Origin of the sequence: Clostridium sp., from assembly GCF_018372875.1 — a bacterium.
Classification (GTDB): domain Bacteria; phylum Bacillota; class Clostridia; order Clostridiales; family Clostridiaceae; genus Clostridium.
The window spans coordinates 1-15,570 of record NZ_JAHAIF010000037.1; the positions used below are offsets into that span (position 1 = coordinate 1).

At 31.2% G+C, this 15,570-nt stretch carries 8 protein-coding genes; 6 read left to right on the forward strand and 2 right to left on the reverse strand.

Features of this window, described 5'->3' with window-relative positions; translation table 11 throughout:
• Positions 1-232: 232 nt before the first annotated feature.
• A complete protein-coding gene (locus KIB46_RS11775; RefSeq protein ID WP_291672101.1) occupies positions 233-1,066 on the reverse strand; it encodes a PHP domain-containing protein in 834 nt (277 codons plus the stop codon).
• Positions 1,067-1,268: 202 nt separating this feature from the next.
• Between KIB46_RS11775 and KIB46_RS11780 the strand changes: the two genes are divergently transcribed.
• The 4 genes from KIB46_RS11780 (at position 1,269) to KIB46_RS11795 (ending at position 3,688) form a co-directional block, all read left to right on the forward strand.
• Positions 1,269-1,427 carry a hypothetical protein gene (locus tag KIB46_RS11780; RefSeq protein ID WP_156560673.1) on the forward strand — a complete coding sequence of 53 codons (159 nt, stop codon included), beginning with the start codon at positions 1,269-1,271 and terminating at the stop codon, positions 1,425-1,427.
• Between the two features lie 36 nt (positions 1,428-1,463).
• Positions 1,464-1,844 (forward strand): VOC family protein, encoded by a 381-nt coding sequence (locus KIB46_RS11785; RefSeq protein WP_291672104.1) that lies wholly within the window; start codon positions 1,464-1,466, stop codon positions 1,842-1,844.
• A 48-nt stretch (positions 1,845-1,892) separates the two neighbouring features.
• A complete protein-coding gene (locus tag KIB46_RS11790; protein WP_291672105.1) occupies positions 1,893-3,239 on the forward strand; it encodes an MATE family efflux transporter in 1,347 nt (448 codons plus the stop codon).
• 92 nt (positions 3,240-3,331) lie between these two features.
• Complete coding sequence (locus KIB46_RS11795; protein ID WP_291672107.1) at positions 3,332-3,688, forward strand: MerR family transcriptional regulator; 357 nt, start codon at positions 3,332-3,334, stop codon at positions 3,686-3,688.
• Between the two features lie 59 nt (positions 3,689-3,747).
• Here the strand turns inward: KIB46_RS11795 and KIB46_RS11800 are convergent, their stop codons facing one another.
• Positions 3,748-8,043 carry a glycoside hydrolase family 2 TIM barrel-domain containing protein gene (locus tag KIB46_RS11800; RefSeq protein ID WP_291672109.1) on the reverse strand — a complete coding sequence of 1,432 codons (4,296 nt, stop codon included), beginning with the start codon at positions 8,041-8,043 and terminating at the stop codon, positions 3,748-3,750.
• Between the two features lie 497 nt (positions 8,044-8,540).
• Here KIB46_RS11800 and KIB46_RS11805 point away from each other — a divergent pair, with 497 nt between their 5' ends.
• Together KIB46_RS11805 and KIB46_RS11810 are read left to right on the forward strand one after the other, a co-directional pair.
• Complete coding sequence (locus KIB46_RS11805) at positions 8,541-9,854, forward strand: class II D-tagatose-bisphosphate aldolase, non-catalytic subunit (RefSeq protein ID WP_156560683.1); 1,314 nt, start codon at positions 8,541-8,543, stop codon at positions 9,852-9,854.
• 136 nt (positions 9,855-9,990) lie between these two features.
• Entirely contained in the window at positions 9,991-15,222 is a 5,232-nt protein-coding gene (locus KIB46_RS11810; protein ID WP_291672112.1) for a discoidin domain-containing protein, read from the forward strand.
• Positions 15,223-15,570: the final 348 nt, after the last annotated feature.

Sequence of the window (15,570 nt, forward strand, 5' to 3'; positions counted from 1 at the left end):
TTTCCTTACCTTTAGTACGCGTGGGGTGGATATTTGTTTTGATGTGACTTGGAGCTTGCGACGGAACAAGCAAAATAAATATCCGCTACACCTTTTTTACATATGCATTTGTATTTTGTCTATAAAGAGAAGGAAATATAGAAGGAAAAGTAAGGAATGTATAAATTGAAGTTTAATATATTTAGTTTTAATGATAAATAAAGAAACCCTACTAAAAAGTAGAGTTTCTTTATTATAAGGTATTATATTTTTCTAAAAAGGTTTGTAATAAATCTTCAGTTATATTCATAGCTCCAATGTCGCCATGTCTTTCATCACCGTCAACATTACCGTGGCAGTCAGAGCCTGCACTAACTAAAAGGTTATGTTTTTTTGCAAAATTTAAAAAGTATTTTTCCTCGTCAGGAGTATTTTGGAAGTATATAGCTTCTATTCCATCAAAACCCATATTCAAAAAATCCTCTAAGGGAGAGTTATGTATTAGTTTTGGATGAGCTAAGAATACTAAAGCATTATACTTTTTTAGAAGTTTAACCCCTTCTTCAGTTGTAAGCTTTGTGGTTGGAACAAATGCAGGGCAGTCTTTACCTATAAAGTTTTGAAAGATATATTCAAATTCATATGGATAGCCCTCTGCTATAATTTCTTGTGCAATATGAGGTCTTGCAACAACATCTTTTCCACGCTTTAATACATTATCTAAGCTAATTTCTATATTAAAAACTTCTTTTAATTTTTGAACCATTTTTTCAGCTCTTATTTTACGTTTATCTTTCAAAGTCTGTAGGTAATTAATAAATTCATCATCCATATAGCTTTCAGTCTTAAAGAATCCAAGTATATGTACGCTTTCTTTGTTATGAGTTGTAGAAAGTTCAATACCAGGTATGAATGAAAGATTAATTTCTTTAGCAGTTTGTATTGCATTATGAAGTCCAGATACTGTGTCATGATCTGTTAAAGCTAAATATTTCACTCCATTTTGATAAGCTCTTTCAACAACTCCTTTTGGTGACATTAAACCATCAGATGAGGTTGAATGTGTATGGAAATCTATCTTTATCATAGCAAAAATCCTTTCTCACTAAAGTTACTAAAATTTTAGCATAGTTTTATATGAGGAGCAAATTATATATTTTACTTGACTTGGAATTAACTCAAGATATTAAACTATCTATGGAAGATATGTTTGGAATATTATAAAATAATAGGTGGATATTTAAGAATATGCCATTTTATATGTATTCATCAAGAAGGGATGAAGTTTTGTGAAAATAATTAATCAAGAGTTGTTAAGTGGAGAGAGAGCATTATTTAAAAGTAGAGATTTAATTGCATGTCAAAGAGAGAGAGTAGAAGATGGCTTAAGCAGACTTAAAGTTGGAGTTGATAAGTATATTAAAAGGAATATAATAGGAAATTTATAGTGATAAAAATCTATTAGTGAGAGGAAGCAAAAGAAAATGAATTTAACTGTGATACATCATATAGCTATTATTGTTAGTAACTATGAGAAATCAAAAGATTTCTATGTTAATAAGTTAGGTTTTCAAATACTACGTGAAAACTATAGGGAAGAGAGAGGGGACTATAAGTTAGACCTAAAATTAGGAGAGTGTGAGTTAGAAATTTTTTCGGGAAAGAATAATCCTAAGAGACCATCATATCCAGAAGCTTGTGGATTAAGACATTTAGCCTTTAAGGTAGATGACATAGAAAAAGAAGTGGAAGAGTTAAAAGCACTAGGAATAGAAGTTGAACCTATAAGATTGGATGAGATTACCAGTAAGAGGATGACATTTTTTCAGGACCCAGATGGGCTACCATTAGAATTACATGAGTAGATATAAAGTGATAGGTATTATATATAGAACTAAATAGGAGGGGACCATATGTTAAGTTTAAATGTGGATTTATTAAAAGGGAGGATTTTAAGGTCTTTAATTATTTTTGCTATTCCACTTTTCATATCAAACGTATTTCAACAACTATATAATACAGTGGATGTTATGATTGTTGGAAACTACTTAGGGGATACATCATTAGCAGCTATAGGGGCTAGTGCAGCTGTATATGAACTTTTAGTGGGATTTTCACTAGGTGTAGGGAATGGGTTAAGCATTGTTACAGCAAGAAGCTTTGGGTCAAAGAATGAAGAGGAAGTTAAAAAATCAGTAGCAGGGTCATTAGTAATAGGTGTTGGGATAACATTTTTAATAATGATAATAGCACAATTATTTTTGTATCCTTTACTAGAATTATTAAATACTCCTTCAAATATTATAGAGGAATCATATTCTTATATTTATACTGTAACAATGTTTGTAGGTGTTATGTTTTTATATAACCTATGTTCTGGATTTTTAAGAGCAATAGGAAATAGTGTTATGCCTTTAGTATTTCTTATTATTTCATCTGTTTTAAATATAGGTTTAGATATTTTATTTATTACTCAATTTAATATGGGAATAAGGGGAGCAGCAGTTGCAACTGTTATTTCACAAGGAATTTCAGGAGTGTTGTGTATTATATATATTTTTTTAAAGTGTCCAAATCTTATTCCAAAGAAAGAACATTTTAAGTTTGATAAGGAACTATACAAAGATTTATTAGGACAAGGATTATCTATGGGAATTATGCTTATGATAGTTTCTGCAGGAACAGTTATATTACAAACTGCTATTAATAATTTAGGATACTTAATAATTGCAGGACATACAGCGGCTCGTAAGCTAAGTAGTTTTTGTGTTATACCTGTATCATCACTAGCAATGAGTTTATCAACTTTTGTCTCCCAAAATAAAGGAGCTAATCAAGGTAAAAGAATAAGAGAAGCTGTAAGATATGCAAACATAATATCAATTGGATGGGGAATATTTATTACTATAGTTTTATTTTTTATTGCTCCAACTTTAATGAGTGTGTTATCAGGTTCAACTGAAGCAGTAGTTATTGATAATGGGGTAAAATATTTATTGTGGAATTCACCGTTCTATGCAGTTTTAGGTATATTATTAAATCTAAGAAATTCACTACAGGGAATTGGAGAAAAGGTACTTCCACTTGTATCTAGTGTTATAGAGTTTTTGGGTAAGATAGTGTTTGTAATTTTATTAATTCCAACCCTAGAGTACTTTGGTGTAATTATATGTGAGCCAATAATTTGGTGTTGTATGTGTGCACAACTTGCATATTCATTCTATAGGAATCCGTATATAAGAGAATGTAAAATAAGTTGATTTTAAATGGAATCTATAATACTCCCTTTAATATATATTGACTTAGAGTTAACTCTAAGTGCTATAATTCTGTTATTGGGAGGTGATTGGGGATGACAATTACAGAAGTAAGTAAAAAATATGCTCTTTCACAAGATACACTACGTTATTATGAACGTATTGGATTGATTCCAGCAGTTAATCGTAATAAGAGTGGAATAAGAGATTATACAGATGAGGATTGTAAGTGGGTAGAATTTATTAAGTGTATGAGGGGGGCAGGACTTCCAATTGAAGTATTAATTGAATATGTGGAATTGTTTCAAGAGGGAGAGTCAACTATTCAAGCACGAAAAGAAATATTAATTGAACAAAGAGAAAAGCTTATTGAAAGAATGGAAGAGATGAAAAAGACTCTTGAACGTCTTAATTTTAAGATATCCAGATATGAAAATTCAGTTGTTAAATAATAAAAATAAACCTCCAGTTGATTAATTATATGGAGGTTTATTTTTTTATTTATAAATTATTATTTTATTTTTCTCTTTTTAGAGTTTAAGGCAAGAGAACCACCAGCTAAAGCTAATATTCCAATTAAAGCAGGAATATTAGAAGGATCTGAAGTTTGTGTTGGATTACTAGTTGATGGTTTACTTGTATCATTTGGATTATTTGGCTTAGGAGCACTTGGATCTGTTGGCTCAGGATTTGGAGTAGGCTCTTGAAGCTTTTCAAATTTTGGTATTAAATTCGTATTTTTATTTACTATAAATGTGTAAGTTGTTTTATCACTTACAAGATTACCATTTGCATCAAACCATCCAATAAATTTGTAACCTTTATTAGCAGTAGCAACTAAAGTTACTTCATCGCCTTTAGTATAAGTACCTGCCCCTGATACAGAACCACCTTCTGCATCATTTATAATAACATCATATTTTGGTAGTACATAGTTGATTGTATATATATTTTCACTACCATCCTCAGCTTTAACTATTATAACTGATTTATTACCACTAATAGGTAATACAGTAACTGAAGAGTTATCATCAGAATTAGCTATAGCTTCAACGTTTTCAGGTAAAGATTCTAAGTCAATAGTGTATTCATTAGTTTCAGGATTAAATCCTTCTAATTCTTGTCCATCAAGTAAAATTGAAGTAAGTTTATTTTCAGTTTTTAAATTTTCATGAGGTACATATTCATATACATTTACCTCGGTAAGACCAATACAGTTACCAACTTCAGGTTGTTGCATATAAATACGAAGGCTATCAGTATTTATTACTTTATCAAGTTTATAAGTTGTTTCACCAACTGAGTGAGGAACTTCTGTTGTGTTTGTATGATTAACAACTTTGTATTTGCCGTCTGTATCTTTATAGCTAATTTGAACTTTCTTTGGAATTCTTGCTGATGCGTTATCGGTAAATAACCACATGTCTAAACGATCAATATCATATTTATTTTTCCAATCAAATTGAACATAAGCTCCCTTTGGTTCACCATTTTCAGTTAGTTCACGTTCTTTCCAGTTAGTCCAACGTTCATTTACATCCTCTCCACCATTAGTTGTTCCATTATTAATAGAATTTAAATTATCAGAAATTGATTCGCAACTTTGAGAAAGTTTTGGAATATCATTATTTTCTGGGCTATTTATGGCTAGGTTTCTAGCTGCCTTTAAAGCCGGAACTATACGAACACTAGCAGTTACAGGATAAGTTTTACCAAGTAATTCTACAGTACCGTTTACTTTTACAATTGTATTTTCTTTAGTAAAATCAATACCATCTAAATCCCAATTCACTGCAAGTTCTTCAGATTTAGAACCATTTGCATAATATCCATAAACTGTTTTTGGAAGTGATGGGGTAGTACCAGAGTATGTGAAGGTAGATAGATTAGCCATAGAAACTATTTCTCCAACAACGTGTACATTTACAACTACTGCAACATCAGTTCCTTCTAAAGTACCAGTGACTTTAAAGATTTGAGGAGTATTTAATTGATTTTTATCATAGTCATTCCAAATCACATTGAATGTAGAAGTAGTGCCATCACTAAATCTACCATTTACTGTTTTAGGTAGAGTAGGGGATTCTCCTACATTTACATAGTAATTCTTCACTATATCATAAGATTCTAAATACTTATCATCTGAAGCTTGGTTTTCTGTTGTAATAGTTATAGATTGTTCCTTTAATCCTTCACCAGAAACAGTAAGCTTCATTGAACCAGCATCCCTTGTAGATTGAACTATAACTAAAGCTTTTCCACTAAATGCTTTTTTTGTAGCTTTTGTATCAGTAGTAGGCTTATAAGAAGTAGTATCAACAGGATTACCATTATCAACACCAACTATTTTACCATTACCTTCAAGTTTGAAGTTTAATGTGTTAGAAGCACCAGAAGCAAAGTTACCATTTTCATCAACTAAATCAACAGTAATATAAGATAAATCATATTCGTTAGAAGCAATTGTTGTTTTATCTGCACTTAATTTTGTTGTAGTAGGAGCACTATAAGTAGTAACTGTATTTCTACCATCTGTGTCAGTAATTAGATTACCTTGTTTATCATATGCTTTTGCAGTTAGAGTACCAGGAGCATAAGTAACATTAAAAGATGGATATAATGAATCATTATCAAATGTTTGATATTTATATCCAGCAGGTGTTACATGCTCAGTTGCAGTAGCCTCACCAACCTTATTACCATTTAAGTATAGTTCAACTTTATAAGCATCAGTAAATACATCAACTTGTACATTTCCATTTTCAATTACTATATCTTCTTTATTCCATGTAGGTAAAACATGAAGAGTATTAACATCCTTATTCCATTGGCTTTGATATAAATAGTAGATATCTTTTTCAAAACCAGCAGTATCAACTATACCAAAGTAACTTGATTTAGGAGCAGGACCTTTACCTCCATTTACTTGTCCAGAATCAATACCATTCCATGGCGTAGGTTCTCCAATATAGTCAAAGCCTGTCCAAACAAATTCACCAGCATTGTAATCATTTTTTATTGTATATTTCCAAGCATTACTTGCAGAGTGTCCCCAGCCTACTTTTGTATTATCATTATCATATTCTGATATTTGATTATTAGGATAGTCTATTCCTTTAGTTTTGTAGTATCCTCTGCTATGAATGGCACTACTTGTTTCTGAACCATAAAGAATCCAATCAGGATGGTTATTTCTTTGAGTATTAAATTGATTTTCGTCTGCATAGTTAAAGCCAACAATACCATCATTTTTGTTTACTACTTCTGAGATAGCGTTAGCATTACTATCACCATTTTTTGATTTATTATCACCAATTGTAACAGGTCTAGTTGAATCTTCAGATTTAATCCAAGTGATAATATTTTGTGCAATATCAGTATAATCAGAAGAATTTCCACCTATACCTTCTAAAACTTCATTACCAATTGACCACATTATTACAGAAGGACTATTCTTTGAACTTTTAACCATTGTTCTAGCTTCAAATTCCCCCCATGTCATCTTAGAGTTGCCGTTTATAATTTGGTTCTCATCACCAATGCTTTCTCTGAAGTATTTAGAAAAGTCATTTACATTACCATTTTTAGGATTTGTCCAAGTATCAAATGCTTCATTTATAACTAAAAGTCCTAATTTATCACATATTTCAAGTAACATTTCACTGGCAGGGTTATGAGATACACGGATTGCATTTGCACCCATTTCTTTCATAATGCGCATTTGACGTTCAACAGCATAATAGTTTGAAGCTGCGCCAAGGGCACCTTGATCATGATGCATGCAAACACCTTGAAGTTTCATATTTTCACCATTTAGTGAAAAGCCTGTGTCCCTATCAAATTCATAATATCTAAATCCAAAATCAGTTAATGTAGTATCTACAACTTTATCTCCAACTATAACTTCAGTTTTTACTTTATACAGAGTAGGGTTGTCTACAGACCATAGAGTAGGTTTGTTCACTATAGCGGTCTGTTCAAAATCAACACTTTTATTAACTTGAACAACTTTTTTCTCACTTACAGGGGTACTAACTTCTTTTCCATCATTATTAATAATAGTAGTCTTAAGAGTTACTTCTGAATCAGAAAGAGACTCATTTTCTATAGTTGTTTTAACGTTTACATCAACGTTGCCAGACTTTTGATCTTCAAGCTTTGGAGTTGTAACAGTTGTACCTAAGTATCCAACATGAATTGGATCAGTTACACTTAAAGTTACATCACGATAAATACCACTACCTGAATACCATCTACTACTAGGAGTAGGGTTTGATACTTTTACGGATATAACGTTTTCGGTAATGCCGTCACAAATTAACTCATCAGTTATATCAAAAGCAAAGGCTGTATATCCGTAATTATGAGAACCTAGTTTTTTACCATTTACATAAACTTCTGCATTCATGTAAACACCATCAAAATTTAAAGTAAAGTCCTTACCATTAAATTTTTCAGGAACTACAAAATGTTTACGATACCATCCAGTACCTCCAAGTAAAAATCCACTTTCTGCCTCCCCTTCTACTGTAAAGTCATCTTCAATACTCCAATCATGGGGAAGATTTAAAACTCTCCAAGACGAATCGTTAAAATTAGTTTCGCTTGCACCTGCGGGGTCACCCTTAAAGAATTTCCAATTTTGATTAAATAGGGTTGAGCGTTCTCCATCTTTTATGAAGCCTACAGATACAGTTTCAGCTTCTTGGGGCTGTTTTGTTTGTGCAAATGCAGTTGTAGGAGCTAATGAAAAAAGCATTCCTAAAGCAAGCACAAAAGAACATCTTTTCTTTGTACATGGTTTCATTTTAGAACCTCCTTATAGAAAAAATAAAATATATAGATATTGCTTTTACTTCTAGGAAATAAGTAGCAATATACAAAACAAAATAGAAGTTTTATAAGTAGGTTTAATCTTGATATAAATGTAGGGATAAGTGTTATGAGTAAGTAGTGTATATAGTGAGTTCTGTGAATATATTTGGTGGATATATATTGAATTTATATTAATAAAAATATTTTTAGATTAAAATTATAATTAAAATTAATGGATGTTTAAATTATAAAATTTACATTACATAAAGTACATACAAAATTCTTTGATGTTAAAAAAAAGCAAATCGAAGAATTTTAATAGTTTTATAAAATAGAGATAAAAAAACAAAAAGTGTAAAAGGTAAACTAATTTGTCCATTTGAAAGGAAAAGAAGGTGTGATATAAATTATATCAAGGGATATGGTAAAAAATTCCTTAGATTTTTTAAAAGACAAGCTATTAGCTTTGTACTTAAAAAGGAGGTATATATGCATAAAATACAACAAATTATAAGTAACTACAAGAATGGAAGACATGATGGGATAGTATCTGTATGTTGCTCAAATAAATTTGTAATTGAAGCAGCTATGGATAAGTTAAGAGATAAGGATATAGCACTACTGGTTGAAGCAACTGCAAATCAAGTGGATCAATTTGGTGGATATACAGGAATGAAACCATCAGAATATAGAAGGTTTATTTTAGAACTTTGTAAGAAAAATAATTTCCCGGAAGATAGGGTTATTTTAGGTGGAGACCACTTAGGTCCATTAACTTGGAGAGATATAGATCCAGAGCAAGCTATGGAGAATGCTAAGGAGTTAATAAGACAATATGTAATGGCTGGATTTACTAAAATTCATATAGATACAAGCATGAAGATAAAGGGTGATTCAGAAAATAGTAATTTTGGTGATGAAATAATAGCTGATAGGGCAGGTATATTATGTAGTGTGGCAGAAAGTGCTTATAAAGAATTACTTAAAGAAAATAAGGATGCCATTCATCCTATTTATGTAATAGGAAGTGAAGTTCCAATACCTGGCGGTGCAGAAGGAGAAGAAGGGGAAGAAGAGGGAATAAGTGTAACAAAGGTTGAAAACTTCAAAACAACTATTGAAACATTTAAGGAGGCTTTTAAAAGGCATAATGTTGAGAGTGCATTTGATTATGTTGTGGCAGTAGTGGTACAACCTGGGGTTGAGTTTAGTTCGGAAACTGTATGTGAATATGATAGGGAAAAAGCAAAAAAATTATCTGAAGCTATTAAGGAATATGATTCTATATTATTTGAAGCACATTCTACTGACTACCAAACTAAGTATGCTTTAAGAGAAATGGTTGAGGATGGATTTGTAATACTTAAAGTTGGTCCAGAATTAACATTTGGTTTTAGAGAAGGAGCTTTTGCATTAAATTGTATTGAAGAAGAACTATTACAGTATAATGATAAATTCGAATTATCAAGATTTAGAGAAATACTAGATTTTGAAATGGTTAAGGATTCAAGGCAATGGGAAAAGCATTATGTTGGATCTGGTAGAAAAGTAAAATTAGAAAGAAAGTATAGTTTATCGGATAGATGTAGGTATTATATGCCAAATGAAGAAGTTGATTTTGCTTTAAATAAGATGCTTGATAATCTATCAAAAGTGGACATTCCATTACCATTAATAAGTCAGTATCTTCCTAATCAATATAGGTTAATTAGAGAGGGTAAGTTGGAGAATACTCCTATAGAGCTATTAAAAAGCAAAATAGGTGAATACATTGATGATTATTTATATGCAATTAGAAAATAGAAAGAAGACTTTTTTATAGGAGCTAAAAACATATATAATACTAGTCTTTTAAAGATAGTATTATATATGCTTAAAATATATGAAATTAAGGGGGGAGGATTAGGTATTAGAATATAAATTTAAGGAGGAGGTTTATGTGTTAAAAAGGAAAAATAAGTATGACTTTTTAAAGAAACTTGCAGGATTATGTTTACCAATATGTATGGCTGTAACACTTGTGCCACCAAGTATTGTATCTGCTGCTAGTAATAGTGAAACAATTGCATTATTAGAATCAGAAATATCAAAATTGGGGCTAAATTCTATTGGAAAAGTTACTGAAATTAAAAAGGACAAGGATGTAGTAAATATTAAATTGTCCACAGGAGAGTCTATAAGAATTAACTTCTTAGAGGATAATGTATTTAGATTATACATGGATCCAAAAGGGGAATTCCAAGAGTATCCAACACCTAATGCAGAAGACCATACTACAAAAATAATTGATAAAGAGTTAGATGAGTATAAGTCTGAATATGGAATTATTGATGTAAATGTTGATGATTCTGATAGTAAGGTTTATAAAATATCTACCAATTCAATTGAATTAAGAATAGATAAAGAAACATCTATTATGGAACTATATGATAAGGTGAATGATAAAGTTGTTTGGTCAGAAGCAAAACCACTTATGTATTCTGATAAAAAAACAGTACAAACATTAAAAACTAAGAATGATGAGTATTTTTATGGTGGAGGACAACAAAATGGTTATTTTTCTCATAAGAATACTTCAATAAATATTGCAATTGGAGGAGGATGGGATGCAGGTGCAGCATCAAGTCCATCACCATTTTATATAAGTACTGAAGGGTATGGAGTAATGCGTAATACTTTTAAGCCTGGAAAGTATGATTTCTTTGAAGAAGCAACTTTATCTCATGATGAAGGAAGATTTGATGCATACTATTTTGTAGGTGGTAATGTACCAAATGTAATTGAAAGTTACACAGAACTTACAGGAAGACCAGCAATGATGCCAGAGTATGGATTCTATTTAGGACATGCAGATTGTTTTAATGGTAAGCATAATGGACTTGGAGATGATAGAGAACTTTTAGGTAAAGGGTTAGATACACTTAAGAGTTATGGTGCAAACGATATGCCTCTTGGATGGTTCTTACCAAATGATGGCTATGGCTGTGGTTATGGTGGGTTAGATAACTTAGAAAAGTTTGTAAAAGCTGCCAATGAGGAAAACGTTAACGTAGGATTATGGACTCAAAGTAATCTATATCCAGATGAAAGCTTACCAGAAGATAGTCCATTACGTCGTGATTTAGATGGTGAAGTAAAGGCTGGTGTTAGAGCAATAAAAACAGATGTTGCATGGGTTGGTCAGGGTTATTCAATGGCTTTAAATGCTACAAGGCAAGCAGCTGAAGGTATTGAGAAAGAAGAAAATTCAGGTGGTGCACGTCCATTTGTAATTTCATTAGATGGATGGGCAGGAACTCAAAGATATGCAGGATTATGGTCTGGAGACCAATATGGAGGAAATTGGGAATATATTAGAATGCATATTCCAACTTATATTGGTGCTGGATTATCAGGAAACCCTAACGTTGGGTCAGATATGGATGGAATATTTGGTGGATCACCAGTAATTCAAACACGTGATTTCCAATGGAAAGCATTTACACCTATACAAATTGACATGGATGGATGGGCAGGAACTAGTAACAAGAAGACTCCTTGGAACTATGGAGAACCATACGCATCAATTAATAGAATGTATTTAAAATTAAAGGCAGAAATGATGCCATATATTTATACAAATGCAGCTGAATCATCAAAGACTGGGTTACCTATGGTAAGAGCTATGATGTTAGAATATCCAGATGATCCATATACTTACGGTACTCAAACACAGTACCAATATATGTGGGGTCCAAATTTATTAGTTGCTCCTGTATATAACGAAGAAGATAACAGTAATAATGTAAGAAATGGAATATATCTTCCTGATGAAGATCAAATTTGGATTGATTATTTTACTGGAGAACAGTACAAAGGTGGACAAGTAATTAATAATTTTGATGCTCCATTATGGAAAGCACCTGTATTTGTTAAGAATGGTGCAATAATTCCTATGGCTCCAGAAAACAATTCAATTAATGAACTTGATGGTTCTGAAAATAGAATATTTGATGTATATCCATCAGGATCTACAGAATTTACTATGTATGAAGATGATGGAAAAACAATTGATTATAAGGAAGGGAAGAACACAACAACAAAAGTTACCTCAGAAGTTACAGGGGATTCAGTAAAGGTTACTGTAAATAAAGCAGAAGGTCAAGGATATGAAGGAATGGTTGCTAATAGAGGTACAGAAGTAATAATAAATACTCGTAAAGCACCAGAAAGAGTTACTGTTAAAGTTGGAGGAAAAAATGTAGAATTAACTCCAGTTACATCTGAAGAAGATTATAATAATGGAGAAAATGTATACTTCTATAATGAAAGACCAAACTTAAATAAATATTCAACAGAAGGTTCAGAATTTGCTAAACAAGAAATTATAACTTCTCCAAAGTTATATGTTAAAGTTGGTAAAACAGATATAACTAAGAATTCAGTAGAAGTAAGTGTAGATGGATTCGATAATACTCAAATAAAAGAAGAAGTTGATTCAGAAGTACCATCAATACCAACTAATTTAGTAGCTCAAGATGAAAAAATTACTGATACTGCTATAACATTAAATTGGAATAAAGTTGATGGAAAAAATGTTTCATATGATTTAATGATTGATGGAACTATTTATAGTAATATTTTTAGCAATGCTAATGGTGAAGAACCTTTCTTTACACATAAGGATTTAACTCAAGATACAGCTCATACCTATAGAGTAAGGGCTACAAATACTAAGGGTTCATCTGAGTGGAGTGAAGAATTAACAGTAAAAACAAAGCTAGATAGATATAGAAATGTCCCTAAAAATATGACTGCAACTGCAGATAGCTATCAGCCAGGAAGTGGTCCTGAAAATGCTGTTGATGGAAAGGATAATACTCAATGGCATACAGAATGGGGAACTGGAAATGTCTTACCTCACACATTTACTATTGATATGAAGTTAGCATATCAATTAGATAAATTTGAGTATACACCAAGACAAGATTCAGGTAATGGAACCATTACTAAGTACGATTTAGATGTAAGTTTAGATGGAAAAACTTATGTGAATATAGTTAAAGATGGCAAGTGGGATAGAAGTGCAGATGTAAAAACAGTTGATTTTGATAATAATGTGTATGCTAGATATATAAAACTAACTATAAAAGAAGCTGTAGGTGGTTTTGGTAGTGCTCAAGAATTTAGGCCTTATATGGTAGATGGAACAAAAGGTCAAGTTGTTGGTGAAAATATACCAAATGGTGTAATTGATGAGGATGATTTAACATTCTTTGCAAGTTATATGGGGGTTAATAAGGATGATACAGCATGGGATCAAGTGTCTAAGGTGGATATAAACTACAATGGTGTAATAGATGCTTATGACCTAGCTTATGTAGCAGGACAACTGGGAGAGTCTCCATTAGTACCAACAGGTATTGAAATGAAGGGCGTATTAAATATAAAACCAAGTAAAAAGGAATTAAAATCAGGAGAAGAGTTTACTGTAGAAATAATAGGACAAGGATTACAAGATATTAATGCATTTAACTTGGAAATGATTTTAGATCCTCATAAGTATGAAGTTGTAAAAGAATGTAATGCAGATGGAACTTGTGGAACAACAGTTGTTAGTCCAACAGAAGCAACAGATAATATGCTTAATTACTCAATACTTGCAGGAGTAGGAAAACCGCAACAACGTATATTTGCAGCCTTCTCAAATAAAGGAAATGGAAAAACTTTAAATGGAAGCAATGTATTAGCTAAGATTAAGTTAAAAGCTAAACAAGATATTACATTTGATATGGAAATTTCAGATTCTTTATTGGTAGATACAAGCTTTAATGTTATTACTGAAAAAGGAATTGTATTAGATCCAGATACTGAGATTCCAGAAGAAAAGCCAGAATATATAAAATTGACTAATGAAGATATGACTGTTTCTGGTGATGGAAGTATGATGCAAGGCGGAGATGCTGCATTTGAAAAGCTTATTGATGGAGTAGTTAGTGAAAACTCTTTAGCAGAGCTTATATGGAACAATACAGAAGAGAGTGGTAAGAAGTTACCTTTAGCAGTAGATTTTGAATTTAATAAGCCACAATCTATTAGTAATATTACAGTATTCAATAGACCGCAGTATACAAATGGTAAAATTAAAAAGTTATCTATAAAAGGATTTGGTGTTGATGGAACTGAATATGATTTAGGAACAAAGACAGTAGAGTCAAATGAAGCTTATGTTAGGTTTGATATAGATCCAATAAATGAATTAAGCAAAGTTCAAGTAATATTTGAAGAATCACATAGTGGTCCATTAATGCTATCTGTAGCAGAAGTTGAATTTATTGCGAAGACAAATAATGAACCAGAAAAACCAAGTGTTGATAAAACAGCTCTTGAAAATAAGATAAAAGAAGCAGAAGCTATAGACTTAAGTAAATACACAGATGAAACTGTAAATGTATTTAAGGAAAAGTTAAATGGTGCAAAAGCTGTAAGAGATGATATAGATGCGACACAAGAAGATGTAAATAATGCATTAAAAGCATTAAATGATTCAATAGCAGGTCTTAAAGAAAGACCAGTAGAACCAAGTGTTGATAAAACAACTCTTGAAAATAAGATAAAAGAAGCAGAATCTATAGATTTAAGTAAATACACAGATGAAACTGTAAATGTATTTAAGGAAAAGTTAAATGATGCAAAAGTTGTAAGAGATGATGCAAAGGCGACACAAGAAGATGTAAATAATGCATTAAAAGCATTGGATGATTCAATAAAAGCTCTTGAGGAAAAACCAGTAGAGCCAAGCGTTGATAAAACAGCCCTTGAAAATAAGATAAAAGAAGCAGAATCTATAGATTTAACTAAATATACAGATAAAACTGTAAGTGAATTTAATGAAAAATTATCAATAGCAAAAGAAGTTTTATCAAATGAGGCTTCAAATCAAGATGAGGTTAATAAAGCTTTAGAAGATTTAAATAAAGCAATTGATAATTTAGAGGTTAAAGAAGAGCCAGCTAAGCCTTCAAAACCTTCAAATCCATCAAAACCTTCAAATCCATCAGGGGATAATAGTGATGGTGAAACTGTTAAGACTGGTGATACACAAGGAAGTAAGGTTCTTTTATTTGGGGCATTAGCTATTATTGCAGGAGTAGCTGGTGTATACTTTAGAAAGAAAAAGACAGTAGAATAAGGTTAAATAGTGTAGTAAGGCTATGTTTATTAAGAAGAAATAAAAAATCTCTTGAATAAATGATCATTGAATAAGAATTTATAAGAAAGAGCTTCCTTATAATAAAATAATTATAAGGAGGCTCTTTTTATTAATACAAGGTAGATAGTTTATGATTTTATAGTATTAAATATTTTACGTGAATTTTTATCCAAAATAAAAAGTATAAAATTTTAACTTATTTATGCAATGTAAAAAAATGTCAAGTGTGATATAAATTTTATTATAGGCACTGTGCAAATAAGCTATGCCTAAATACTTAAACAATACTAACTTTTTAAAGATAGTATTATTTAAGCGTAAAATAAG

What these genes read in the sequence shown, in the direction of transcription:
- KIB46_RS11775 (WP_291672101.1), bottom strand. Translation starts at nt 1,066, where the DNA reads ATGATAAAGATAGATTTCCATACACATTCAACCTCATCTGATGGTTTA.
- KIB46_RS11785 (WP_291672104.1), top strand. Translation starts at nt 1,464, where the DNA reads ATGAATTTAACTGTGATACATCATATAGCTATTATTGTTAGTAACTAT.
- KIB46_RS11790 (WP_291672105.1), top strand. Translation starts at nt 1,893, where the DNA reads ATGTTAAGTTTAAATGTGGATTTATTAAAAGGGAGGATTTTAAGGTCT.
- KIB46_RS11795 (WP_291672107.1), top strand. Translation starts at nt 3,332, where the DNA reads ATGACAATTACAGAAGTAAGTAAAAAATATGCTCTTTCACAAGATACA.
- KIB46_RS11800 (WP_291672109.1), bottom strand. Translation starts at nt 8,043, where the DNA reads ATGAAACCATGTACAAAGAAAAGATGTTCTTTTGTGCTTGCTTTAGGA.
- KIB46_RS11805 (WP_156560683.1), top strand. Translation starts at nt 8,541, where the DNA reads ATGCATAAAATACAACAAATTATAAGTAACTACAAGAATGGAAGACAT.